At 48.8% G+C, this 24491-nt stretch carries 23 protein-coding genes; all 23 read left to right on the forward strand.

Annotation, left to right across the window (positions count from 1 at the left end):
• Window positions 1–94 precede the first annotated feature (94 nt).
• The 23 genes from MKY24_RS00225 (at window position 95) to pabA (ending at window position 24488) form a co-directional block, all read left to right on the forward strand.
• Window positions 95–1753 carry a polysaccharide biosynthesis protein gene (locus MKY24_RS00225; RefSeq protein WP_339201218.1) on the forward strand — a complete coding sequence of 553 codons (1659 nt, stop codon included), beginning with the start codon at window positions 95–97 and terminating at the stop codon, window positions 1751–1753.
• 159 nt (window positions 1754–1912) lie between these two features.
• Window positions 1913–3412, forward strand: coding sequence for a nucleoside triphosphate pyrophosphohydrolase (gene mazG / locus MKY24_RS00230; protein ID WP_160788581.1), 1500 nt, complete (start codon window positions 1913–1915; stop codon window positions 3410–3412).
• Between the two features lie 333 nt (window positions 3413–3745).
• Complete coding sequence (locus MKY24_RS00235) at window positions 3746–4018, forward strand: HU family DNA-binding protein (RefSeq protein WP_007428028.1); 273 nt, start codon at window positions 3746–3748, stop codon at window positions 4016–4018.
• Complete coding sequence (locus tag MKY24_RS00240) at window positions 4018–4296, forward strand: RNA-binding S4 domain-containing protein (protein ID WP_016818913.1); 279 nt, start codon at window positions 4018–4020, stop codon at window positions 4294–4296. The genes MKY24_RS00235 and MKY24_RS00240 overlap by 1 nt, the downstream gene beginning before the upstream one ends.
• Before the next feature lie 178 nt (window positions 4297–4474).
• Complete coding sequence (gene yabP, locus MKY24_RS00245; protein ID WP_013368685.1) at window positions 4475–4759, forward strand: sporulation protein YabP; 285 nt, start codon at window positions 4475–4477, stop codon at window positions 4757–4759.
• Entirely contained in the window at window positions 4756–5334 is a 579-nt protein-coding gene (gene yabQ / locus MKY24_RS00250; protein WP_023986441.1) for a spore cortex biosynthesis protein YabQ, read from the forward strand. Before yabP ends, yabQ begins: the two co-directional genes overlap by 4 nt.
• Window positions 5335–5338: 4 nt before the next feature.
• On the forward strand, window positions 5339–5668 hold the full coding sequence (locus tag MKY24_RS00255) for a septum formation initiator family protein (protein WP_013308137.1): 330 nt from the start codon (window positions 5339–5341) through the stop codon (window positions 5666–5668).
• A gap of 123 nt (window positions 5669–5791) precedes the next feature.
• A complete protein-coding gene (locus tag MKY24_RS00260) occupies window positions 5792–6316 on the forward strand; it encodes a S1 domain-containing RNA-binding protein (RefSeq protein ID WP_014279051.1) in 525 nt (174 codons plus the stop codon).
• 6 nt (window positions 6317–6322) lie between these two features.
• Window positions 6323–6529, forward strand: a complete 207-nt coding sequence (locus MKY24_RS00265) for a hypothetical protein (protein ID WP_023986442.1) — start codon at window positions 6323–6325, stop codon at window positions 6527–6529.
• A 292-nt stretch (window positions 6530–6821) separates the two neighbouring features.
• Window positions 6822–9329, forward strand: coding sequence for a stage II sporulation protein E (spoIIE, locus tag MKY24_RS00270; protein WP_209940734.1), 2508 nt, complete (start codon window positions 6822–6824; stop codon window positions 9327–9329).
• Between the two features lie 126 nt (window positions 9330–9455).
• Entirely contained in the window at window positions 9456–10205 is a 750-nt protein-coding gene (locus MKY24_RS00275; RefSeq protein ID WP_023986444.1) for a VWA domain-containing protein, read from the forward strand.
• The gene (locus tag MKY24_RS00280) at window positions 10189–11127 is read left to right on the forward strand and encodes a serine/threonine protein kinase (RefSeq protein ID WP_339202242.1); all 939 of its coding nucleotides are present in this window, start codon (window positions 10189–10191) and stop codon (window positions 11125–11127) included. Before MKY24_RS00275 ends, MKY24_RS00280 begins: the two co-directional genes overlap by 17 nt.
• A 66-nt stretch (window positions 11128–11193) precedes the next feature.
• Window positions 11194–12642 carry a tRNA lysidine(34) synthetase TilS gene (gene tilS / locus MKY24_RS00285; RefSeq protein ID WP_068938700.1) on the forward strand — a complete coding sequence of 483 codons (1449 nt, stop codon included), beginning with the start codon at window positions 11194–11196 and terminating at the stop codon, window positions 12640–12642.
• Between the two features lie 47 nt (window positions 12643–12689).
• Window positions 12690–13229 carry a hypoxanthine phosphoribosyltransferase gene (hpt, locus tag MKY24_RS00290; RefSeq protein WP_023986447.1) on the forward strand — a complete coding sequence of 180 codons (540 nt, stop codon included), beginning with the start codon at window positions 12690–12692 and terminating at the stop codon, window positions 13227–13229.
• Window positions 13230–13326: 97 nt separating this feature from the next.
• Entirely contained in the window at window positions 13327–15366 is a 2040-nt protein-coding gene (ftsH, locus tag MKY24_RS00295; RefSeq protein WP_028542511.1) for an ATP-dependent zinc metalloprotease FtsH, read from the forward strand.
• A gap of 277 nt (window positions 15367–15643) precedes the next feature.
• Window positions 15644–17257 (forward strand): L-aspartate oxidase, encoded by a 1614-nt coding sequence (nadB, locus tag MKY24_RS00300; protein ID WP_339201220.1) that lies wholly within the window; start codon window positions 15644–15646, stop codon window positions 17255–17257.
• Entirely contained in the window at window positions 17247–18137 is an 891-nt protein-coding gene (gene nadC, locus MKY24_RS00305) for a carboxylating nicotinate-nucleotide diphosphorylase (protein ID WP_023986450.1), read from the forward strand. The genes nadB and nadC overlap by 11 nt, the downstream gene beginning before the upstream one ends.
• Window positions 18138–18143: 6 nt before the next feature.
• Entirely contained in the window at window positions 18144–18911 is a 768-nt protein-coding gene (locus MKY24_RS00310) for a type III pantothenate kinase (RefSeq protein ID WP_023986451.1), read from the forward strand.
• A 219-nt stretch (window positions 18912–19130) separates the two neighbouring features.
• Complete coding sequence (hslO, locus tag MKY24_RS00315; RefSeq protein ID WP_028542509.1) at window positions 19131–20015, forward strand: Hsp33 family molecular chaperone HslO; 885 nt, start codon at window positions 19131–19133, stop codon at window positions 20013–20015.
• A gap of 20 nt (window positions 20016–20035) precedes the next feature.
• Window positions 20036–20980: a peptidyl-prolyl cis-trans isomerase gene (locus MKY24_RS00320; RefSeq protein ID WP_339201221.1), complete on the forward strand. Its 945-nt coding sequence runs from the start codon at window positions 20036–20038 to the stop codon at window positions 20978–20980.
• 239 nt (window positions 20981–21219) lie between these two features.
• Window positions 21220–22158 (forward strand): cysteine synthase A, encoded by a 939-nt coding sequence (gene cysK, locus MKY24_RS00325; RefSeq protein WP_028542507.1) that lies wholly within the window; start codon window positions 21220–21222, stop codon window positions 22156–22158.
• A gap of 126 nt (window positions 22159–22284) precedes the next feature.
• On the forward strand, window positions 22285–23907 hold the full coding sequence (locus tag MKY24_RS00330) for an anthranilate synthase component I family protein (RefSeq protein WP_339201222.1): 1623 nt from the start codon (window positions 22285–22287) through the stop codon (window positions 23905–23907).
• 5 nt (window positions 23908–23912) lie between these two features.
• The gene (pabA, locus tag MKY24_RS00335; protein WP_013308153.1) at window positions 23913–24488 is read left to right on the forward strand and encodes an aminodeoxychorismate/anthranilate synthase component II; all 576 of its coding nucleotides are present in this window, start codon (window positions 23913–23915) and stop codon (window positions 24486–24488) included.
• The last annotated feature ends 3 nt before the right edge of the window (window positions 24489–24491 follow it).

Here is a 24491-nt window from a genome sequence, read left to right on the forward strand (position 1 = left end):
GCGTTGTACAGGGTTTTTTTTTCTTTCCGGGAGAAGAGGCGGTATAATAGGACTCGTGAAAGATGCATATTTCAGGTGGGAGTGGAGACGGAGAATGCAGGAAAATCGCGCCGCTTCGCGGCTGCTACGAGGTGCTGTCATTTTGACACTGGCAGCAGTAGCGAGCAAGCTGATCGGCACAGTGCAAAAAATCCCGCTGCAGAATATCGGCGGCGACGGCGTGTTTGGCATTTATAATACGGTTTATCCTTTTTATACGCTGTTCATTACCATTGCAGCTGCTGGATTTCCGGCTGCAATATCCAAATTTGTAGCTGAGTTTGAGGCAGTGGGAAACCAGGCAGCGGGGCAACGTGTTGCTCGGCTATCTTCGCTTGTCTTGGGTGTCTTTGGATTGATCTTGGGCGTGCTGATGTATACGTGCGCGCCGCTCATTGGTCAATGGATCGACAATGCTCACGTTATTCCATCGGTGAGGGCGGCGGCGTTTGCCTTTTTGTTCGTACCGGTTATGGCGGGATTGAGAGGATATTTTCAAGGTTTGCAAAATATGCTTCCGACTGCTATCTCCCAAGTGACGGAGCAGGCGATCCGGGTAAGCGTGATGATTATGCTGTTGCTGCTCATGCTGTCGCAAGGAGCGGGGGCGGATATGATTGCCGCCGGAGCAGTGTTTGGTTCAGCAGCAGGTGGAGCAGCGGGATTGGTCGTCATGTTGCTATATTGGCGAAATCACAGGAAGAGGCTTAGAAGGCAAGGGACGGTCATGGCGACAGTGCAAGCACAAACTGGAGAGCTACACCCGGCGGAAAGCAACGGTGCCTTGCTAAAGGCGCTGCTGCGTTATGCCTTGCCTGTTTGCCTTGGAGCGCTAGCCGTTCCGTTAATTAGCCTGGTAGACACTTTTACCGTACCTCGCTTGTTAAAGCAGGAGGGTTTGGACGATACTGCGGTTATGGTGGCCTTTGGCGTGTATAACCGAGGTCTGCCGCTGGTACAGTTAGTCATGATGTTTGCTACCACACTGTCGGCATTATTCATTCCATCGCTGGCTGAGGCGCGGGTGACCGGCGGTACGGAGCTGGCACGTCGCCAGTGCGAGCAATCGCTGCGCTGGTTTTGGTTGCTGGGACTAGCCGCTGCGACAGGCTTGATCGTGCTGGCTGTGCCCGTCAATGTGATGCTGTATGCGGACGACACCGGCAGCGAGGTCATGCGCTGGATGGCGCTAACCGCCGTAGGCGGCACGCTCAGCATCATCTCGGCTGCGCTGCTGCAAGGGCTTGGCGCGGTTCGCGCGCCGGCTTTGGCAATGCTCGCGGCCGCAGTAGCCAAGGCGCTGCTAAACTGGCTGCTCGTGCCGCAGCTAGGCACGGCTGGAGCCGCCATTGCGGGGGCTGTCGCCTATCTGCTGGCGGCGGTGATCAACATCGTGCTGCTGGCTCGCTTGGTAGGCCTGCGTGGGAGCTGGTCCGCCAGCGTGCTCAAGCCGGCGGCACTGCTTATCGCCCTGGCTGGTGCGGCCGGGGCGGCGATGTGGGGCACCAGCGCTGTGCTGGGTGCCTTGGGATGGGCTGCCGGAGGTCGCGCCACGGCAGCCGCGGAGAGCCTGCTGGGCGTAGCAGCAGGCGCCATTGTGTTCGTGATCGGCCTCGCACGCTTGAGGCTGATCACGGAAGCCGAGCTTGTGGCGGTGCCCAAGCTCGGACGCCCGCTGGCAGCCGTGCTGCGCAGGCTGCGTGTACTGGCTTAGCCCAGGCATAGGGCTTAGGGCGTGAAAGCGGCACAGCCATTTTATGAGCCTATACAACTTTGTGGTATAGTAAATCCCAAAGCAAAGGAAGCGGAAGCGGGGTTAGGCCGTATATTTTTTCGAGCACGAACCTTGTTTCTGCGAAACGGAGGATTGGATATGAGCGTAACATTAACGGTCGTAGGTTTGGGCTCGGGAGATCCGGATCAGCTTACGATAGGGATATTGAACAAAATGCGGGGCGCTTCAGCGCTCTATCTGCGGACCAAGGAGCATCCTGCGGTTCAAGTGCTGAATGAGTTTGAAGTGGCTTTTGAGTCGTTTGACAAGGTATATGAGACAAAGGAGTCCTTTCCAGAGGTATACGAGGAAATTACCAGCCAATTAATTACGACAGCTGCTAAGGCGGCAGACGGAAGCGAAATCGTCTATGCGGTTCCCGGTCACCCGATGGTGGCAGAAGCAGCGGTGCAGTTGCTTAAGGAGCGTTGTCCTGCGCAAGGGATTGAACTGAACATTCTGGGTGGCGAAAGTTTCCTGGATGAAGCTTTTGTGCGTCTTGGTTTTGATCCGATCGAGGGTTTCCAACTGTTGGACGCAGGTACACTGGATGCCAGCTGGCTCCAGCCTCAGCTGCATACGCTGATCGGACAGGTGTATGACACCTTCACGGCTTCTGATGTGAAGCTGTGCCTGATGGAGCGGTATCCTGACGATTATGAGGTGTACGTCGGTCACGCTCTTGGGGTGGAAGGCGAGGAAGCGGTGCACAAGGTGCCGCTGTACGAGCTAGATCGAGTAGAGGGCTACGGGAACCTATCCTTGGTATACATACCTCGCAGTGAAGATGAGGCACTGAAACGGCGTTCTTTTGACCGTTTACACGAGATTGTCGATATTTTACGCAGTCCGGAAGGCTGTCCATGGGATCGTGAACAGACACATCAGTCGATCCGCAAAAATCTGATCGAAGAAACGTATGAAGTCATTGAAACGATAGATGAGGACGACCCTGAGCATATGAAGGAAGAGCTGGGCGATCTGTTGTTGCAAATTTTGCTGCATGCCCAAATGGAAGAGGAAGTTGGAACCTTCAATGTGTATGATGTTATCCAGGGGCTGAATGATAAGCTTATTTTCCGTCATCCACATGTATTTGGTGACAATCAAGCGAATGATGCGGAAGAGGCACTGCAAAACTGGGAGCAGATGAAGGCTGAGGAAAAACGGCTTAAAGGCACGACGGCAGCAGACCCTTCCGTACTGGATGGGGTTCCACGTGATCTGCCTGCTCTTATGAAATCGTACAAGCTCCAGAAGAAAGCAGCTAAAGTAGGCTTTAACTGGGATAGCATTGAGGGCGTATTCGATAAATTGGACGAAGAAGTGGCTGAGCTGAAGGAAGCGGTTCGTGAAGGGCATGCCGTGGAAGCCCAGTTGCTGGAGTTAGGCGATGTATTATTTGTTGCAGTGAATGCAGCCCGGTTCATGGGAGTAGATCCGGAAGAGGCATTGTCCGCCACCAATCGCAAATTTGTCGACCGTTTCCAGTATATTGAGCAGAAATTACGCGAGCAGGGACGCCGTCCCGAAGACAGCAGCGTAGATGAAATGGAGACTTACTGGCAGGAAGCGAAAAAGCTCCTTGGCAAAGCGTGATTCCACATATTCGCTTTTGGCTGCACAGAACAGTAAAATGAGACATATGCAGGGTTGAAAGAAGGCCCAGTTTGTGAAGACTTGCCAATGGGCAGAGTTTTGTAGTAGGATGTTGGCTTAACTGGGGTCGAATAAAAAAACGCCTGTCATTGCAGGATTTTTACGGACAAGCCAGAATAACTTGTAGTAATTCTGAAAATAACTGTAGCTTATAGTTAAGCGTGTTACAGTGACATTCAGGAGGGCTTCGGCCACAGTTGGACCTCACGTCTGCTCCATAAATGGACATGCAGCGTGATGATTATTTTTTGACATTTGGGAGGCTTTTATCTTATGAACAAGACAGATCTGATCAACAATATTTCCAGCAAAAGCGGTTTGAGCAAACGTGACGTTGAAGCTGTATTGAATGGCGTTCTTGGTGAAATTACAGATGCACTTGCTAGCGGTGACAAAGTGCAACTGATCGGCTTTGGTACTTTCGAAACACGCAAGCGTTCCAGCCGTACAGGCCGCAATCCACAAACCGGTAACACGATTGAAATTCCAGAATCGACCGTTCCTGCTTTTAAAGCCGGTAATAAGCTTAAAGAAGCCGTTAACTAATGCGTCTTGATAAATTCTTGAAAGTCTCGCGGCTGATTAAGCGGCGTACGGTAGCCAAGGACGTCTCCGAACAAGGGAGAGTGCTGGTGAACGGACGCGAAGCCAAGCCGAGCAGTGCGGTCAAAGTAGGCGATGAAATTACCGTCCAGTTTGGCCAGAAGCTGGTGACCGTGCGAGTGGAACGGCTCGCCGACACTACACGCAAGGACGAGGCTGCAAGTATGTACACTTTGGTAAAGGAAGAGCCTATTGCCAGGGACAATGGTTTGAACTGGTAAGCAGACATCTGATTTTCTCACAACTGTACATGAAAGCATTCCTTCATTATTTTATGAAGGAGTGCTTTTTTTCTTTAGATGACGAGGTTTCGTCCATCATATGCTGATTAACAGCAAAAGCGGTTCTAAATCATACGGCCCCCTTCATAAGCTAAGAACAGAAGGAGGGGTACATGCCATGATTGAACAAGGGAAGTCCAAGCACCATGATCTGCGCATGCAAAGCCGCAAGCAACTCGATATTTCAGGCGTCAGCAATGTGGAGAGCTTTGACAGTGAAGAATTTTTGCTTCAGACCGAGCTGGGCCATCTCACCATTCGCGGACAACATTTACATATCAAAAACCTCAGTCTAGAAGAGGGGCTGTTGTCCATTGAAGGTTTGATTACTTCCCTCGTCTACCTGGAGCCCGGGGCCCCGGCCAAAAACGGAAAAAGCCTATTCGGCAAGCTCTTCAAATGAACCCTTACACACAATGGCTGACATTGACATGGATGCTGTTGTCGGGCATAGCCATGGGAGTGGTGTTTGACAGCTACCGGGTGCTGTCCATCCGCTTTCATTTTGCCCGCTGGAGCGTTCATATGTTGGACGTGCTGTACTGGGTGGCCTCGGCTTTGTTTATTTTCCGTGTGCTATACGCGAGTAATCGCGGTGAGCTGCGGTTTTATGTCTTTTTAGGACTACTTTTGGGGGTTTGGCTCTATTTTTGGGCCTTTAGTGTTACAACCCAACGTTTTGTGGTAATGTTATTAGAGATAGTTCGCAGACTGACGTTGATCGTGAACAGCATACTGCGCATCCTGATTGTTCTTCCGGTGTTAGCGCTGTATCGGCTGTTACGCAAGCTGGTCGGATGGACATGGACACTTATTGTGTTCCTGGGAAGGATGCTGATATACATCCTGATGCCGGTTTGGAAGCCGATCTTATGGCTGATCGGTCCGCTTAAAGCGCGCTGGAAGACTCCAGAGTTGCTCGTAAAGCTGGGTATCAGACTGAAAAACACAGCGAAAAGATGGTTTGGAAGGAGGTAGTATCATGCGTAATTCGTCTGTAGATCGCCATTCATCTTCTACGTCCAAGTCCAACGCGGGCGGGCGCAGGCGAATCATGATTTGGTTGCTATCGCTTGCCGCCTTTGGTAGTTGGGCAATTTTTACCTTTTTTTCTCAAGGCATGATTATGGCCGATCGAAGTGAACAGCTCACCCAGAAGGAAAAGCAGAAGCAAGCTGCTACACAAACGGAACAACAGCTTCAAACCGAAGTGAATCGTCTCAAGGACCCTGAGTACATTGGCGAGATTGCCAGAAGCAAGTACGGTCTTTACAAACCGGAAGAGACGCCAATCATCGGAGATCAGAAATAGGAACATTATCGGGCCAATGCTTAGTTGACCTTGGTTCCGCCATTTTGTATAATCAAATCACCACAGCGGGATTTTTTTGCAAAAAAATCGGTTGTATATTTTAAGGGAGGATCATTTTATTCTATGGCAATTGAAGTGGGCACCAAGTTAGAGGGCAAAGTGACAGGCATCACGCATTTTGGAGCATTTGTGGATTTGTCTGGAGGTGTCACGGGTCTCGTTCACATCTCGGAAATCGCCGATAACTATGTTAAGGATGTTAACGACCACCTGAAGATTAATGATGTTGTGACGGTGAAAGTCATTAATGTTGACAAAGATGGCAAAATCGGACTTTCCATTAAGCAAACGATTGACAAGCCGGCAAGTGAAGCCCGTCCCCCAAGAGCTCCAAGACCGGAGCGTACAGGAGGACCAGGCGGAGGCGACCGTTTCGGCGGTGGAGGTTCAGGTCCAAGTCAAGGACGCGGTGGTGGTGGCGGTGGTTTCAACCGCGATCGTGGAGGCCGTTCTTTCAAGCCTGCACCGGGTAAACCTTCATTTGAGGATAAAATGTCACGCTTCCTGAAAGATAGTGAGGAACGCATTTCGTCGCTGAAAAAGAACACCGAAGGTAAACGCGGAGGACGCGGCGCGAAGCGTGTTTAATTCACTTTGACAACCGTATCAATCATACACGGAAAACCGTACAGTCGAGAGACTGCTACGGTTTTTTTGCGTTCTACCGACAACAGATGCGATAAGCAGCGTCTGTCGGCGCTGAATCCAGTGGTTAGTCGTACGGGCATTTATGAGATTCGCAATTTTGGCGAAGAAGATAAGAGCTACGATGCTGGAAAGTGGATGTTTTTTTTGTCGTGAGGACATAATCGTCCGACAAACTCCAACGGTTTTCCGTCTATCTTCTGTGCGAATCGCTAGTTTGGACATCAGGATGAACGACATCGAGAGGTTATGTAAGGAGTAGCGGGACGTTTCTTTCATCGGCTTCCATACGGGCGTAGCTTGATGTTCAGAGTGATGCTCTGTCCTTTCGCGCTGAACGTTTTTTTGTCGGAAATTTCTTGGAATAAGACGTGAGGTTCTGACAAACTTTCTCAATCGTTCTGGTTTAAGATGGGAACATCAAATTGATGAATGGGGTGCCTGACGCATGATGGAGAAATGGAACGTGGTACATTTTCCGGGGTTAAAATCTAGAAAGTCCAAATCCAAAGAGCGTACGGAAGGTTGGTCTTCCAGACTCAAGAAACGGCTGGATTCACATAAAGTGGTGCAATGGGTAACGGCGCAAAGATGGATGCTGCTATTGTCAGCTATGGGAGTTCTACTGGGACGCGCCACTATTTTGGACGAGCTTTCTCCCTTTGCCCTCGCTTATTTTGCGGTCATAACGTTTCTTCGGCGTGATCTGATGCTGCCTGTAGCTGTATCAGTTGTGTTAGGCAGCCTGTTAGCTCCTTACCCATCGTTATTTATGATTGGTGGTGAGCTACTGGTATTTTATCTCCTGTATCGCGGGCTACGAGCCTTCGACCGTCTGGAATTATCCTATGCCCCGCTTATGGTTTTCTTGTCGGTGTTTATGGTCAATTTATTTAACACCGTGATGGCTCCAACTTTCACATGGTATGAGCTTATCATTGTGGGAACGGATGCGGTTCTCAGCTTTATGCTTACGCTGGTGTTCACGCAGGCCATACCGTTGTTTACGTACCGCAAGAAGACAAGCCAGCTCAAAAATGAGGAAATTTTATGTCTTATTATTTTATTAGCCTCTGTGATGACGGGAGCAGTAGGCTGGACTGTTCATTCATTGTCTGTCGATCATGTGCTGTCGCGATATTTGGTCTTGGTGTTTGCTTTGGTGGGAGGTGCTTCGCTGGGTGCATCAGTCGGTGTAATTACTGGTTTAATTTTAAGCTTGGCCAATATGTCTGCAATTGTGCAGATGAGTTTACTCGCTTTTGCAGGTTTGCTAGCAGGAATGCTGCGTGAAGGGAAAAAAGGTGCTGTTGCGCTTGGGATGCTGCTAGGCTCCTCAATTCTGACAATCTATTTGGACGGGACCGGAGACGTGCTGACGTCAACCTGGGAGAGCTGTGCGGCAATTCTATTATTCTTAATGACCCCAAAAAGTTTCTTTAAAGCGGTTTCTACCTATGTTCCCGGTACGCAGGACCACGCCAAATCTCAGCATGAGTATGCCAAAAGGGTCCGCGACCTCACCGCAGAGCGGGTAACGAAGTTTTCTCGTGTATTCAGTCAGCTATCCCGCAGCTTTCATCAGATATCTGCGAGTGAGAGCACGAAGTCGGATGGTGAAATCGAACACTTTATGAATGCGGTGGCGGAAGGGACATGTGCCTCCTGCTTCAAGTGTGAGCAGTGCTGGGACGGCAAGTTTATGCAAACTCATCAGTATATGACGGAAATGATGAGCGCCATTGAGGATAACCCGGATTTGGAACCAGAGCAGATACCGCCGCAATGGAGCAAGGCATGTGCTAAAACGGGCGCTGTCCTGCAAGTGATGAAGCAGCAGTATAGCCTCTACCAACATAATATGCAGTGGAAGCGCCAAGTATACGATAGTCGTCAGCTTGTTGCTGACCAGCTATCGGGGGTATCACAAATCATGGAGGATTTAGCGCGAGAAATTCAGCGGGAAGGGCAGACCATGCATCGGCAGGAGGAGCAAATACGGGAGGCTCTTGATAGACTGGGCTTGTCCATTCAATCCATTGAGATCATTAACCTGGATGCAGGTCAGGTAGAAATTGAGATTGTCCATGCCTATACAAGGGGATTTGATGAATGTCGGAAAATCATTGCTCCACTTCTGTCGGACATACTGGACGAGCATATAGCTGTGATGCGCGAAACGGAGGCAGATCGCCGCCAAGGCTTGGCTACAGTCATGTTCGGCTCTGCTAAAACGTATGAGATTGCTACAGGAGTAGCTAGTGCCGCCAAAGGAGGCGATTTTTTCTCAGGAGACAGCTACAGCATGATGGAGCTAGGGAACGGGACTTTTGCAGTCTCTTTAAGCGATGGTATGGGGAACGGAGAGCGCGCGCAGCAAGAGAGCAGTGCAGCACTTAACATTTTGGAGGAATTACTGCAGTCGGGTATGGACGAAAAATTGGCGATCAAGTCGGTTAACTCTGTCCTGATGCTGCGATCACCTGAGGAAATGTATGCTACGGTCGATATGGCGCTGATTGATCAGTACACGGCCCAGACAACCTTTATGAAGATTGGGTCTACGCCGAGTTTTATTAAAAGAGGGGAGGAGGTCATTCCCGTATCTGCCAGCAACTTGCCGATTGGCATTATACAGGATATTGAAATTGATCTGGTATCACTGCAGCTCCAGCCGGGTGATATTCTCATTATGATTACAGACGGTATATACGACTCACCGGGTTATGCGGTTAATAAGGAAATATGGATGAAACGCATGATTCAGGAAATTGAAAGCGAAGATCCACAGCAGTTGGCCGACTGCTTACTAGAAAGGGTTATTCGATACCAACAAAATCAAATCTATGATGATATGACAGTAGTCGTTAGTAAAATAGATCACTTCCGCCCAGAATGGGCAACTCTCCATGTACCTGGCATGAGGTGGTTGGAACGTCCACGGACGGTGAGCTAATCCGACATTGCCCGGGAAATTCCTTATTCGTTTTTAAAAATCCGCATCCTTCGTTTGAATCGTTCCGGATTAGGCAAAGATAGAATCTATCGGGATAGATTAAGAGGAAGCGGAGGTCAAAAAACGATGAAGCAAATTTTGATCATTACAGACGGATGCTCTAATGTAGGTGTTAGTCCAGTCATGGCGGCTGCCCAAGCTTTACGAGAAGGTATTACAGTGAACGTCGCCGGAGTCATAGATTATGGAACTATTGGCGAGCTTGGCAGCGCGGAGATTCAAGAAATTGCTAAAGCAGGGGGAGGGTTTAGCCAAATCGTTGGGACGAAGCAGTTGGCTCAGACCATGCAGATGATGACGCGCAAAACGGTGGTTCAAACCATTCAGCAGGCGGTTAATAGAGAGTTAACGCACATTCTGGGTGAGGGTGGCGCCAAACATATCGGTGAACTTCCTCCGGCAAAACGAGCCCAAGTGGTTGAGGTAATGGATGAGCTGACAGAAACAAGCACCCTGGAGATTGCTTTGCTCATTGATGCAAGTGCGAGCATGAAGCCCAAGCTGCCTGCTGTAGAGGACAGCATTCGTGATTTACTGCTCAGTTTACAGTCCAGAAGCGGACACAGCCGTATATCTGTATTTCATTTTCCGGGCGGAAAAATGGGAGAAGACGCAGTCATGGATATCGGTTGGACCTCTGAGCTTAACCAGATCAAATCGATATTTGGACGCTTGCGGATGAAAGGGGCAACACCGACAGGTCCTGCCATTTTACAAGTGATTGATTATTACCGATATGTTACACTAGGAGAACAGAAAGATCTGGAAGAATCCTATGGCAAAGGAGAAGGGATGCTCGGTGACTACGTCGTCTGATCCCGTTCTTGCACCCGGAACGGTCATCAAGGGCAAGTGGAAGCGGAGCAGCTATGTCATCCAGCGCTTGCTGGGCCGGGGAGCGAACGGAACTGTATATTTGGTAAAAGAAGCACAGGCCGATCGGCAATTTGCTCTGAAAATGGGGAAGAACACGCTTGATCTGCAATCAGAGATTAATGTGCTAACCACATTGCAGTCTCAGGGGACTCAGGCCGCCCTTCAGCGAAATGGAAATCCTTCCTTTTTGTTTGAGGTGGATGATGTAGTGTTACGCAGCGGAGAAATCCCCTTTTATGTTATGCGATATGTTAAAGGTGATCCGCTTCATCGTTTTGTGGCAGCCAAAGGGTCGGAATGGTATGGTGTGGCTGGAACCGGTATACTGAATCGTCTGGCGGATCTCCATCAGGCAGGATGGGTGTTTGGCGACCTGAAGCCGCAGAATATTTTGGTCAATGCCTATGGAGAGGCTGAATTAATTGACTACGGTGGGGTGTCTCTTGCTGGTCGGAGTGTTAAACAATTTACAGAATGGTATGACAGGGGATTCTGGAATGCTGGCAGCCGAAATGCCGATTCCCAGTATGATCTGTTTGCCTTCGCTCTTCTAACGATTCATATATTGGAGAGCGAATCGTTAAAGGCGGCTGCGAGCAGGCTGCCACAGTTGCGTAATACGGCAGAATTGACGGTCATCATTCGCCGCAGCCGTGTATTACGCCCCTATGCCGAATGGCTACTGGGTGCAGTGCGTGGAGAATATTCCGATACTCGTGCAGCGGCCCGATCTTGGTCACGTTTGGCTTCCGCACATGTCAGGCAATCGTCGGTCAAAAGAGGGAACCCACGCTGGCTGGGATATGCTTTCACGGTATCGCTTTTGCTGCTTGCCGGAGCGCTCTGGATTGCGTTAAGGTAGCAGCATGACTTACATAAGATAACAGATGATCATCATTTTTACGGTCGGGAGAAAAGAGGGTCGTGAATGGGAACAACAAAACCGACCGGTGTTGTACAGGAAGTGCTCGCCTTGGCGCGAGATCATTCACTGTGGAGCCCCGGAGACCGCATTGTGGTTGCTGTATCCGGTGGGCCGGATTCGGTGGCCCTTTTGCACATTTTACATGAAATATCCGTTATACATATGCCTTTACAACTCGTCTGCGCTCACGTTCATCATGGCTTCAGACCAGAGGAATCGGATGCGGAGGCTGAAGAGGTACGCAATATTGCCCGAAAGCTTGAACTTCCATTTGAAATGACTCGGGTGGATGTACCCGCTTATATGAAGGAGAGCGGGAAGGGACCACAGGAAGCAGCTCGCGAGCTGCGCTACAGCTTTTTACATGATATGGCTACAAAGTGGGAAGCACAGCATATTGCAATGGCCCACCACGGCGACGATCAAGCCGAAACGGTTCTCTTGCACTTGCTGCGTGGTAGCGGCCCAGCAGGTTTGGCGGGTATGCGTTTGGCGCGCAGGGAAAAAAATGTGCAACTCATTCGCCCGCTGCTACGTATGTACAAGGCTGACCTGATTGAGTTTTGTAACTTTTATGGTCTTTCCTATGTGATAGACAGCACTAATTTATCATCCAAATACCGTCGTAACGCCATTCGCATGGATGTGCTTCCTTTTTTGGGGCAATATAATGAGCGACTGACACCGTCCCTAAACCGGCTGGCCGAAACGATGGCTGACGAAAATGACTTTATGGAGGCATCCACACTGTCGGCATACGAGAAAATGGTGCGCTTGGATAATGGCAGGTACATGTTTCCCATCGCTTCATACCGTAAGCTATCCGTTGCTTTACAACGGAGGTTGATTAAACTAATATTAAATTATCTGCCTTCGGACAGTGAAAATTTTGATTTTCGTAAAATTGAGACCGTTCGACTAAGACTTCTCCAAGAGGCATCGTCTACATGGAGTTTGGATTTGGGAGGCGGTGCGGTTGGAGTCCGCGAATATGACCAGGCGGTTTTGTTTGACCGTACGCAAGTCGTTATGGGCGAATGGTGCTATGGACTAAGTGTATTGCCTATTTCCGGTGAGCTAGAGTTGCCTGAGGCAGGTGGTATACTTCGGTGGCGAAGGGCTTCCTATTCGGATGCGGACCATCCGGTGAATAAGGAGGAAGCGTGGTTCGACGCAGATCAATTGAGTCTGCCTTTGACTGTACGCTCGCGATTACCTGGAGATACCATGTATGTAATGGGATTAAACGGAAGAAAAAAGGTTAAAGATATTTTTATTGATGAAAAAATACCTCCTTCAATGCGTTCCGTTATTCCCATCGTCTGCGACCACTCTGGGGCTATTCTCTGGATTCCGGGCGTACGACGTTCTGTACATGCCGCGGTGCAAAAGCACACGTCTTCGGTTATATATATGTCATGGCAAAGACGAGAGAGTCCGGGGCACCGGTAATTGCGCAGGAACGGCTTTCATAGTATAAACTTAGGAGGTTTACACCGTTGCAGAATGATATTCAGGAAATATTGATCAGCGAAGAAGAAATTCAGAGTAAAATTAAGGAATTGGGTGCACAGCTCAGCGTAAAATATGAAGGAAAAAATCCATTGGTGATTTGCGTGCTGAAAGGTGCGTTTATCTTTATGGCTGATTTGGTTAAATCCATTACAGTGCCGTTGGAGCTTGATTTCATGGCTGTATCAAGTTATGGAGCGTCTACAAAATCCTCAGGTATCATCAAAATCATTAAAGATTTGGACGCATCTGTGGAAGGACGCGACGTTCTGATTGTCGAAGATATTATCGACAGCGGCCTGACGCTGACGCATTTGATTGAATTGCTTAAGAATCGTAATGCCAATTCGGTATGTGTCGTAACCTTGTTCGACAAGCCTGCACGCCGGACAGTTAATCTTGAAGCAGATTATACTGGATTTACGCTTCCAGATGCGTTTGTTGTCGGCTACGGTCTGGACTATGCCGAGCACTACCGGAACCTCCCATACATAGGGATTTTAAAGCCGGAAATCTACACCAGCTAATCTCAGCCTCCAGTCCTAGGACTAAATAAGGCCCTTTGTTGAGAAGGACTTACAGGCTATGGTAAAATAACTTAAGTGTCTCGAGAGGAGGTAGGGGATGAATCGGTTCATCCGGAATTCTGGTTTTTATTTGATTCTTTTTTTAGTTGTGGTGGGTATCGTTCAGTTTGTTAGCAACAGTAACGAAGCCTCCGATCTCCCTAGATATGACCAATTACGGCAAGAGGTTAAAGCTAATAACATCTCTAAAGTAACGGTCCAATTTGACGGTTACGCCTATCTTGTAACCGGTGCATATAAGAAGCAGCCGGCTAATGCTAAATCGACCAATTTTTCCGTATATGTTCCACCAACGGATCAAGCACTAAGTGAACTGGTGAATGCCAGCGAAACGAACGGGTTTGAATACGTGCAGAAGAAAATGGAAGGCGAAAGCATTTGGCTGACGTTTTTGACTTCTATCATTCCTTTGGTGATCATGTTCCTGTTGTTCTTCTTCCTGTTTAATCAGGCACAGGGCGGTGGCGGCAAAGTTATGAACTTCGGCAAGAGCAAAGCCCGTCTGTATAACGAAGAGAAGAAGAAGGTTACGTTCGAGGACGTGGCAGGGGCTGACGAAGAGAAGCAGGAGCTTGTCGAAGTCGTAGAATTCTTGAAGGACCCACGCAAGTTTGCAGCTGTGGGCGCTCGTATTCCAAAAGGTGTTCTGTTAGTGGGCCCTCCAGGTACGGGTAAAACACTCTTGGCGAGAGCTGTTGCAGGCGAGGCCGGAGTGCCGTTTTTCAGCATCTCGGGTTCTGATTTTGTAGAAATGTTTGTCGGGGTCGGTGCTTCCCGTGTTCGTGATTTGTTCGAGAACGCGAAGAAGAACGCACCTTGTATCATTTTCATTGATGAGATTGATGCCGTTGGACGTCAACGTGGCGCCGGATTGGGTGGCGGACATGATGAACGTGAGCAGACGCTCAACCAATTGCTCGTAGAGATGGATGGATTTGGCGCAAACGAAGGTATCATCATCGTAGCGGCTACAAACCGTCCTGATATTTTAGACCCGGCGTTGCTTCGTCCAGGACGTTTTGACCGTCAAATTACGGTTGACCGTCCAGATGTTAAAGGCCGTGAAGCAGTATTGTATGTACATGCTCGCAACAAGCCATTAACGAAGGATGTTAAATTGGACGTAATTGCGAAACGTACAACAGGCTTTACAGGCGCTGATCTGGAAAATCTGTTGAACGAAGCTGCCTTGTTGGCGGCTCGTCGTAACCGCAGAGATATTTCGATGCGAGAAGTAGATGAAGCCATCGACCGTGTTATCGTAGGTACAGAAAAACGCAGCCGCGTAATCAGTGACCGCGAGAAACGAATTGTTGCTTATCATGAAGCAGGCCATACGATTATTGGTTTCTTCTTGGAAAATGCCGACATGGTTCACAAGGTAACGATTATTCCACGTGGACGTGCAGGCGGATATGTCATCATGCTTCCGAAGGAAGACCGCATGCTGACTACCAAGCAGGAATTGCTGGACAAAATCACTGGATTGTTGGGTGGACGCGTATCCGAGGAACTGTTCATTGGTGAGATCGGAACGGGAGCTTATAGCGACTTCCAGCAAGCGACAAGCATTGCACGCAGCATGATCGTAGAATATGGTATGAGTGAGAAGCTTGGTCCAATGCAGTTCGGTACTTCACAAGGCCAAGTATTCCTTGGACGCGATATCGGTCATGAGCAGAACTACAGTGATCAGATCGCTTATCAGATTGACCAGGAGATGAATCGCTTCATCACTGAATCTTATGAGCGTGCTAGAGAACTCCTGACCAAGTATTCCAAAGAGGTTCATTTGATTGCTCAAACCTTGCTGGTAGAAGAAACCTTGGAACTTGAACAAATCAAACGTTTGATCGAGACAGGTTCTTTGGATGGTGGCACGACTGAGGGAGAAGGAACACCGGAAAATGGTGAGCCTGTGATCGACAACATTGGAGACGTCCGTGTACGTATTCAAGGTAAGGATGACGAGCCTAAGAATACAACGGATCAACCGAATGATATCCCTAATCTGCAAAAGCCAGAGGATGATAACAATTCGGGCAACTCCGGTGGTACTCCACCGACAACAACCTAATCATCCGATGGATAGTTGAATAAGCGTATATGTAAGCTCCGGGGAACCAGGTATTATGGGTTTTCCGGAGCTTTTTAAATGGAAGATTATTGCTAACGTGATTTGACAGACACCGGAACGTTGTGTACATTTATTGTTAAATAAACGGCTGTCGTCTTCTTAGCTTATAAAAGCCAACAGCCGCTGCAATCGACTTTCTATCATTTTGAACATATACGTGAGCGCATACTGTAGAACCTATGGTGTGCGCTATTCTTCTGTGAAATCAGGTGAAGGCATGATTCCAAGGTATCTAGTTGATTTTGATGTAGCGGAATTGACCCGATTGGAGGCCGACGTGTTAATAATCGGCTCGGGCATTGCGGGCTTATATACGGCGATTAAGGCTGCGGAGAATCGGAAAGTGTTGCTGATTACCAAGAAGACTTTGATGGAAAGCAACACGCGTTATGCTCAAGGCGGCATCGCTGCTGTCACATCGGACGAGGATACACCAGCTTATCATATGGAAGATACCCTGATTGCTGGTGCAGGTCTGTGTGAATCTGAGGCGGTCAGTACGCTTGTCCATGAAGGTCCAGTTGGCATTCAGGAGTTAATACGTTTGGGAACGGCTTTTGATCGTGTGGATGGTGAACTAGCGTTGACACGGGAAGGAGCGCATAGTCATCGGCGTATTTTGCATGCAAATGGAGATGCTACGGGTTATGAAATTGTTCGTGCGTTGTCAAAGCAGGTTGCTGCCCATCCCGGTATCGAAGTATGGGAAGAGTGCATGGTAATTGATCTGCTGACGGAGCATGGTGAGTGTATTGGGGCCCTCGTCCAAAAGCCAGGTGGGGAAAGGTCGTATATAACCGCTAATGCAACGATTTTGTGCTCAGGAGGTAGCGGGCAATTATACCGGTATACGACCAATCCGGATATTGCAACCGGGGATGGTATCGCTATGGCATATCGTGCCGGGGCGATTGTACGGGATATGGAATTCATACAGTTTCATCCTACGGCGTTGTGCCATCCGGGCGCTCCAAGGTTTCTAATTTCCGAAGCCGTACGGGGAGAAGGAGCCGTGTTACGCAATATTCACGGAGAACGCTTCATGGACAAGTATGATTCCCGGCAGGAGCTTGCACCCAGAGACATCGTAGCTCGTGCTATCATTCATGAGATGGAACGCACCCAAGCTGCGTTTGTATACCTGGATATTACACACGAGCCGCCAGAGCGGGTGAAGCAACGTTTTCCAACAATTTATCGGACATGTCTGTCATTTGGTTTGGATATGACGACAGACTGGATCCCCATTGCGCCTGCTGCCCATTATATGATGGGTGGTGTACAGACCAATTTACACGGGGAAAGCTCCATTGCGCGTTTGTTCGCCTGCGGGGAAACCTCTTCTACAGGAGTTCACGGAGCTAATCGTCTGGCGAGCAATTCGTTATCTGAAGCTATTGTATTTGCCAGCAGGATTATTGAGCGACTGCATTCATTGCCACCGCTGGTCGGCCATACATTGATATCTTATAGCGATAACCGTACAGAGTTCCCGGCTTCATCCGTCACGGAGCAGCGGCATAAGCTGCAAGAAGCAATGGTTCGTTATGCTGGAGTTCGTCGGCACGGCGAGGGGCTGAAAGCAGCATTAGACGAGATGCAAGGGCAAATGCCTATTTTTGAGGCTGTGATCGCTAGCCGGGAAGAGATCGAATTTGCCAATTTGCTCACCTGTGCTTTATTAGTAACAGATGGTGCGCTGCTGCGTGAGGAGAGCCGGGGAGCGCATTATCGCGAGGATTTTCCTGAGACAGATGATAGCGTCTGGCGAAAGCATGTTCAGCAGAGACGTGAGCAAGGGATAACGGAGGAGTACGTTCATGACATCTAACAGCGAGCTTTATGGAGAGTTTAGTGGATATCAGGAAGAACTGACAGCACAAATTCGCAGCTGGCTGCGAGAAGATACGGGCTCTGGCGATGTGACCACGCGCTGGACGATTGAGCAGGGCCACCAATCCAAGGCTGTCATTCATGCCAAGGAGAGCGGCGTGGTTGCCGGTTTACCCGTGGCTGCCCTTGTATTTCAGGTAGTGGACCCTTCCTTGTCGTTCACTCCGCTGGTGACGGATGGACAGTGGATTGAAAAGGGAAGCGTTTTGGCGGAAGTGACGGGTAGTACCCATGCGATTTTGACTGGAGAACGACTGGCGTTAAATTTGCTCCAACGGATGTCTGGCATTGCCACGCGGACTCGGGCTTTTATAGATCAATTGCATGGTTTGTCCACTCGCTTGGTGGATACACGTAAAACAACACCGGGACATCGGCTGCTGGAGAAGTATGCTGTGCGTGTAGGCGGGGGCTCGAATCATCGCTTTGGCCTGTACGATGCTGTTATGATTAAGGATAATCATATTAAGGGCGCAGGTGGGATTGAACAAGCTGTGAGTCGAGCGCGCGCTAATATACCGCATACGATGACGATTGAAGTAGAGACGGAAAACATGAAACAAGTTCAGGAAGCCCTGGAAGCTGGGGCGGATATCATTATGCTGGATAACATGTCTGCCCCAGATATGAAGGAAGCCGTTCGGTTCATTCGGGAACGGGCACCACATGTCAAAACAGAAGCCTCGGGCAATGTATCGCTGGATACAGTGCGTGAGATGGCTGAGAGTGGCGTAGATGTGATCTCTGTAGGCAGGCTGACATACTCTTTTCATAACCTGGATATCAGCCTTGACCTTAACGCAAAGAAAGATAGGTGACACCCATTGATTCTTGTAGTGGATGTAGGTAATACCAATATTGTTCTGGGGATATACGAAGGGCGGGAGCTGTTGCACCATTACCGGATCAGTACCTCCAGACAGGCAACCGCAGATGAATACGGCGTACTCATACATAATCTTTTTAGTATGGGTGGCGTATTAAAGGATGACATCCAGGGAGTTATTATTTCCTCTGTCGTTCCGCCGTTGGTCCGTGTATTAGAAGAAATGTGCGATAAATACATAGGCAAAACGCCTTTAATCGTCGGACCGGGAATCAAGACCGGTCTTAACCTGCGTTATGAGAATCCGCGTGAAGTAGGTGCGGATCGGATCGTGAACGCTGTTGCGGCTGTCGAACGGTTTGGCGGGCCGCTGGTTGTGGTGGATTTTGGGACAGCGACGACGTTTGATTGTATTGACGATAAGGGAAACTACTTGGGCGGTGTCATTGTGCCGGGTATCGGGATTTCGACGGAGGCACTGTATCAACGGGCTTCCAAGCTACCCCGCATCGAGTTGGAGAAACCCAAAAAGGTTATTGGTCGTAATACGGTTCATGCCATGCAAGCTGGGATTATCTTCGGTTATGCTGGGCAAGTGGATGGCATTGTGCGGCGCATTAAGGAAGAAATGCAGGCGGAGCCTACAGTTATTGCTACCGGAGGTCTTGCAGAGCTAATCGCATCAGAGGCGGAGAGCATTCAGAAAGTGTTGCCGATGTTGACGCTCGAAGGATTACGCATCATTTACCAACGTAACGCCGAATAAAAAAGTGGATATAAGCTGCCGCTGAGTCCAACCGAATGATTTTATCGGTTTGGATTAGCGGCGTTTTTCGTCTATACTGAAATATGTTACGTTTTTGAACAATTCGCGTGATCTGTAGATGCAGGTTGTTTATATAGTAGGAAATTATGCTTCAATGATGAGCAATACTAACGAAAATAAGCAGCATAGCTGTCCTGGTGAATAGGGGAGGATATCAATATGGAAAATAAGCAGGATCGACTTATTCGTGGCACAGCCATGGATGGGAGGGTTAGAGCTTTTGCTGTTCGGACAACTCAATTGGTAGAGGAATTGCGGAGAAGACACGATACGTATCCAACGGCTACCGCTGCTTTGGGGCGAACCCTCACAGCAGGTGCTATTATGGGTTCTATGCTAAAAGGAAAAGAGCGATTGACCATTCAAGTTAAAGGTGATGGACCGATTGGGCAAATCGTCGTTGATGCCAATGCTGTAGGGGAAGTGCGAGGTTATGTTACTGAACCGCATGTGCATTTGCCGAGCAATAGTATGGGCAAACTGGATGTAGCGGGTGCCGTAGGTACAGAGGGGTTCATTCATATCATCAAGGATTTGGGGTTAAAAGAACCGTATCGCGGCAGTACTCCGATTATTTCCGGTGAACTGGGTGAGGATTTTACCTATTATTTTGCCAAATCGGAACAGACCCCGTCAGCGGTGGGCTTGGGTGTGCTGGTAGATACGGATAACACGGTTATTGTGGCCGGTGGATTTATTATTCAGTTGCTTCCAGGCTTGAATGATGATGAGATTACTGCGATCGAAAATGCAGTCAGCTCCATTCCACCCGTTACTGCTTTGCTGGATCAAGGGTTGGAACTTGATGAAATGCTGCGCTGGATGCTGCCGGACGTTCGGATTCTCGATGAATTGGATATCCATTTTCAATGTGAGTGTTCACGTGAGCGCGTGGAAAAAACATTGATCAGTTTGGGAGAAAGCGAATTAGAGCAGCTAATTGAGGAAGAAGGACAGGCTGAGGTCGTATGTCACTTTTGTAATGAGGCTTATCAGTTTAATAAGGATGAATTGCAAAATCTGTTAGATCAAGCCAAATCCTAACCGGATGGGCGGTGCAAGCGATGACTACACGGGAAAAAGGATTATGGACAGCTGTCATTATTCTGACCGTTAGCGTCGCCGCCTTGGGTGGTCTTATCATGCTTCGGGGGCTGTCAAAGCCGGGTGATGTAAGCAAGGATGACGGCGATCATACTGTGGCGGAGATGGGTCAGGAAGGCATATCGGAGGAACAGTGGGTAGCGGAACTGAAAAAGCGATATGGAACCAATACGCTGTTGCAAATGTTGAATCGTAAAGCCGTGCAGGCTGAAACCAAGCGTCTCGGTATCAAGATCACCCAAGAGGATTTACAGCAGGTGCTGGAGCAGGATAGTAGAGGGTATGACTCAGATCATGCCTACTTTGATGAAATGCAGCGACAGTTTGGCTTAGATCCGGGTGACTTGCGGAATGAAGCGGAATACCGGATTGGTTTGGAGAAAATAGCCACGCAGGGTATTCAAGTTCAGGAAGCTGAGATTGACGAGTATTGGGAACAGCACCCTGAGGAATTTGCCGTCGGTAAGCAGATCCAATTGGCAGCTCTTTATGTGGATAATGCGGAGGAAGCAGAAGCGTTGCTAGATCGGGTCAAGCAGGGGGAGAGCTTCGATGTGCTGATTCAAGAGTATTCAGGTAAGCCTTTTGGCAAGGATAGCAGCGGGCAGTTGGGATGGGTGGATGAATATGATCCATTGCAACCGGAGGCGATCATGAAGGCGGCGAGAGAGCTAAGCTCCGGGGATGTTGCAGGTCCGATCTCTGTTAACGATGGCTATGCTGTCATTTATGTACAGGATGTCCGGTTGAAGAATTCTCCGGATAAGCAGCAGATCCGGCAGCAAATTCGCCGATCTCTTGCGCTTGCACAGGCCGCTCCTTTGGAAGAGGTCGAGAAGAGTCTACGTGATAAATATGGAGCGCGTATTTTATCTAGAAAAGATGCATCCTCCGCTGCTCTGTAACGTAGTGAAAGAATATTGGTTTGAAGGAAGCACGATGCTGATAACGCGGGTTGACAGCATCGCGGCTTACTCACTCGTATTGACATTGGAATTGAAGATTGTTATGATTAGCGTATAAAACCCACTATTTTTATCGGAAATTAAATGAACGGTACAAAATTAAAGTGATTGACTAAGATTGATCTACAATATGATTTCGCAATTTTTAATATATCATCTACAGTCAGGGAGGAATTATCATGGCTAAAGTTGTTAATAACATCACCGAACTTATCGGGGAAACTCCCCTCGTTCGGCTCAACCGGATCGTACCGGAAGATAGCGCCGAAATTTATTTGAAACTGGAATATCAGAACCCCGGCTCCAGTGTTAAAGATCGTATTGCGATTAGCATGGTAGAAGAAGCTGAACGTGAAGGTTTGCTTAAGCCAGGCGGTACGATTATTGAAGCAACTAGCGGTAATACAGGAATCGGCTTGGCTATGGTTGCTGCTGCGAAGGGCTATAAGGCAGTGATCGTTATGCCAGAAACGATGAGCATAGAGCGTCGTAATTTGTTGCGTGCTTATGGAGCCGAACTTGTGCTAACACCAGGATCAGAAGGCATGAACGGGTCCGTTAAGAAAATGGAAGAATTGCTGAGTGAAAATCCGGAATATTTTGCTGCTGAGCAGTTCAAGAACAAAGCTAATATCAAAATTCACCGTGAAACGACCGGTCCTGAGATTGTGGAAGCCATTCGTTCCATTGGCGGAACTCTGGACGCTTTTATAGCTGGAATAGGTACTGGCGGAACCATTTCTGGTGCCGGAGAAGTGCTTAAGAAAGAATTCCCTGATATTAAAGTTGTGGCTGTAGAGCCTGCCTCTTCCCCACTGTTAGCAGGCGGTAAGCCAGGACCCCACAAAATTCAAGGACTTGGTGCCAACTTTATTCCTGAAATTTTAAACCGCGATATCTATGATGAAATTATTCATGTAGAAAACGATGAAGCTTTCGAGGTAGCACGTAGAGTGGCCAAGGAAGAGGGCATTTTGTCCGGTATTTCATCTGGCGCGGCTGTTCATGCGGCTTTGAAACTTGCTAAGCAATTGGGCAAGGGTAAACGGATCGTTGTCATTGTTCCAAGTAATGGAGAACGTTACCTGAGCACACCACTATACAATTTCGAGCTGTAATTATGTCGTAATTGTGTATACTATACGTAAGGATTCCCTCATTTCCCTGTTGCAGGGGGGTGGGGGTTTCTTTTTAAGGAGAGAATATAGACTTATTGAAAAGTAGGGAAGGGGAAGCACACACGGATGAAATCGACAGCTAGAGTGACGGAGACGCAGTGGCAGGTTTGGCAGGAGGAAGGCTGGAGCATACTTCCCTATATTGCTGAGTACCCATTACCCGTGGGGGGGCTACCGTCATCGTGGCGGAAGGCTTGGGAGGATTCGTCTCCATATGCCTTTTTGCTGGAGAGCGCTAAAGGTGGGAGGTACACCTATCTGGCCTTAAATCCGGTTGCTATATTGGAGGGCAAGGGAGAACATGCAGTTTGGACTGATTTGCAAAGCGGGAAACATGGAGAAATGCATGGTCAACCTTTGAAAGTCATGAGCAACTGGATCGCTCCTTACCGTGCGCCGCGTGTACCTGGCATGCCTTTTTTCTCTGGAGGATTTGCGGGTTATCTTGGCTACGATGTAGCTCGCTCGTTGGAGCGTTTGCCATCTCAAGCTGCAGACGATACGGACATACCTGATTATGTATGGATGAGGGTGGATGAGCTATGGATTTACGATCACGAAAAATCCTCCATATATTGTGCTGTTCATATGCCCGCTCCTGCGCATTCCGATAAAGTCAGTAGTGATACCGATTTGACCAATCGCGTTATGCAGGATGGGCCGAATCCTATACTTTGCGAGCGTTACGCGGAAGCTGCCCAACGTGCAGAACGTATGCTGACTCAGTGGAATAACATCATAAATGCAGGAGAGATTGATTCTGCGTACCCTCGTCGTTGTGCTAGGCTCGCCGAAGAAGGGTTAGAGGCTGCTCATCTTGAATCTGAAGGCTGGACAGCGGCATTCAACCAACAAGATTTTGAACAAGCCGTGAAACGTGTGCAGGAATACATTGCCCAAGGGGATGTATTCCAGGTCAACTTATCGATTCGTCAGCAACGTGCGCTTACAGCCCTCCCTGAAAATATATATGAATGGCTTCGTCTGCTGAATCCTTCCCCTTATATGGGTATGCTGCGTATGCCAGATTTACGGATCGTTAGTGGCTCGCCGGAATTGTTGGTGAAGCTGGAGGATGGACGTGTGAGCGCCCGACCAATTGCAGGTACGAGAAGAAGAGGGCTAACACCGGATGAAGATGCCGCTATGGCAGCAGAGCTTCTATCAAGCGAAAAGGAACGCGCCGAGCATATTATGCTCGTCGATCTGGAGCGTAACGATATCGGACGGATTGCCGAATACGGATCGGTGCATGTGCCTGAACTGCTGACGGTCGAATACTATTCGCACGTTATGCACCTGGTTTCTCAGGTTGAAGGAAAATTAGCCTCGGGTCGTACAGCTATAGATGTAATTGCTGCTACCTTTCCAGGCGGAACCATTACCGGGGCACCCAAGGTGCGCACCATGGAAATTATTGAAGAATTAGAGCCCGTTCGTCGGGGGCCTTATACAGGGTCCCTTGGATGGATTGACTATAACGGCAATATGGAATTAAATATTATAATAAGAACACTAGCTGTTAAAGGCAGCACTGCCTATTTACAGACAGGTGCGGGGATCGTCATTGATTCAGACCCGTACAGGGAATATCGGGAATGTCGGAACAAGGCTAGAGCTGTCATGAAGGCGGTACAATGTGGTGAAGAAGAAGCCGCTTTGAGCAGAAGCGGTATCACAGGAGGGTGAGTCGTATGATTTTGGTGATTGATAATTATGATTCGTTTACGTACAATCTTGTTCAATATTTAGGTGAACTTGGCGAAGAAGTAACCGTAAAACGGAACGATGAGATTGATGTGAAAGGCATAGAAGAGCTGGCACCAGAGCATATTTTGATCTCGCCGGGTCCATGCACGCCGAATGAGGCAGGGATATCACTGGATGTGATCAGCCATTTTAAAGGTCGCATTCCGATTTTTGGCGTTTGCCTCGGCCACCAGGCCATCGGACAGGCTTTCGGCGGTAAGGTTATCCGGGCTGAACGACTCATGCACGGTAAAACATCACCGATTCTTCATCACAATACGTCAGTATTTGAAGGCTTGCCTTCTCCGTTCACAGCAACCCGGTATCACTCATTGCTGGTGGAGCGCGAGAGTCTGCCTGAGTGTCTAGAGATTACCGCGGAAACCGCAGAAGGTGAAATTATGGGTTTGCGGCATAAAGAATTTGCCGTAGAAGGAGTTCAGTTCCATCCAGAATCCATTATTACGGATTATGGGCATCAACTGTTACGCAATTTCCTAAAACGCAAGGTAGGCGTCTGATTC

Origin of the sequence: Paenibacillus sp. FSL P2-0322, from assembly GCF_037975315.1 — a bacterium.
Lineage (GTDB): Bacteria > Bacillota > Bacilli > Paenibacillales > Paenibacillaceae > Paenibacillus > Paenibacillus polymyxa_B.

Coding starts and splice junctions, on each gene's coding strand:
- MKY24_RS00225 (WP_339201218.1), top strand. CDS start 95: ATGCAGGAAAATCGCGCCGCTTCGCGGCTGCTACGAGGTGCTGTCATT.
- mazG (WP_160788581.1), top strand. CDS start 1,913: ATGAGCGTAACATTAACGGTCGTAGGTTTGGGCTCGGGAGATCCGGAT.
- MKY24_RS00235 (WP_007428028.1), top strand. CDS start 3,746: ATGAACAAGACAGATCTGATCAACAATATTTCCAGCAAAAGCGGTTTG.
- MKY24_RS00240 (WP_016818913.1), top strand. CDS start 4,018: ATGCGTCTTGATAAATTCTTGAAAGTCTCGCGGCTGATTAAGCGGCGT.
- yabP (WP_013368685.1), top strand. CDS start 4,475: ATGATTGAACAAGGGAAGTCCAAGCACCATGATCTGCGCATGCAAAGC.
- yabQ (WP_023986441.1), top strand. CDS start 4,756: ATGAACCCTTACACACAATGGCTGACATTGACATGGATGCTGTTGTCG.
- MKY24_RS00255 (WP_013308137.1), top strand. CDS start 5,339: ATGCGTAATTCGTCTGTAGATCGCCATTCATCTTCTACGTCCAAGTCC.
- MKY24_RS00260 (WP_014279051.1), top strand. CDS start 5,792: ATGGCAATTGAAGTGGGCACCAAGTTAGAGGGCAAAGTGACAGGCATC.
- spoIIE (WP_209940734.1), top strand. CDS start 6,822: ATGATGGAGAAATGGAACGTGGTACATTTTCCGGGGTTAAAATCTAGA.
- MKY24_RS00275 (WP_023986444.1), top strand. CDS start 9,456: ATGAAGCAAATTTTGATCATTACAGACGGATGCTCTAATGTAGGTGTT.
- tilS (WP_068938700.1), top strand. CDS start 11,194: ATGGGAACAACAAAACCGACCGGTGTTGTACAGGAAGTGCTCGCCTTG.
- ftsH (WP_028542511.1), top strand. CDS start 13,327: ATGAATCGGTTCATCCGGAATTCTGGTTTTTATTTGATTCTTTTTTTA.
- nadB (WP_339201220.1), top strand. CDS start 15,644: ATGATTCCAAGGTATCTAGTTGATTTTGATGTAGCGGAATTGACCCGA.
- nadC (WP_023986450.1), top strand. CDS start 17,247: ATGACATCTAACAGCGAGCTTTATGGAGAGTTTAGTGGATATCAGGAA.
- hslO (WP_028542509.1), top strand. CDS start 19,131: ATGGAAAATAAGCAGGATCGACTTATTCGTGGCACAGCCATGGATGGG.
- MKY24_RS00320 (WP_339201221.1), top strand. CDS start 20,036: ATGACTACACGGGAAAAAGGATTATGGACAGCTGTCATTATTCTGACC.
- cysK (WP_028542507.1), top strand. CDS start 21,220: ATGGCTAAAGTTGTTAATAACATCACCGAACTTATCGGGGAAACTCCC.
- MKY24_RS00330 (WP_339201222.1), top strand. CDS start 22,285: ATGAAATCGACAGCTAGAGTGACGGAGACGCAGTGGCAGGTTTGGCAG.
- pabA (WP_013308153.1), top strand. CDS start 23,913: ATGATTTTGGTGATTGATAATTATGATTCGTTTACGTACAATCTTGTT.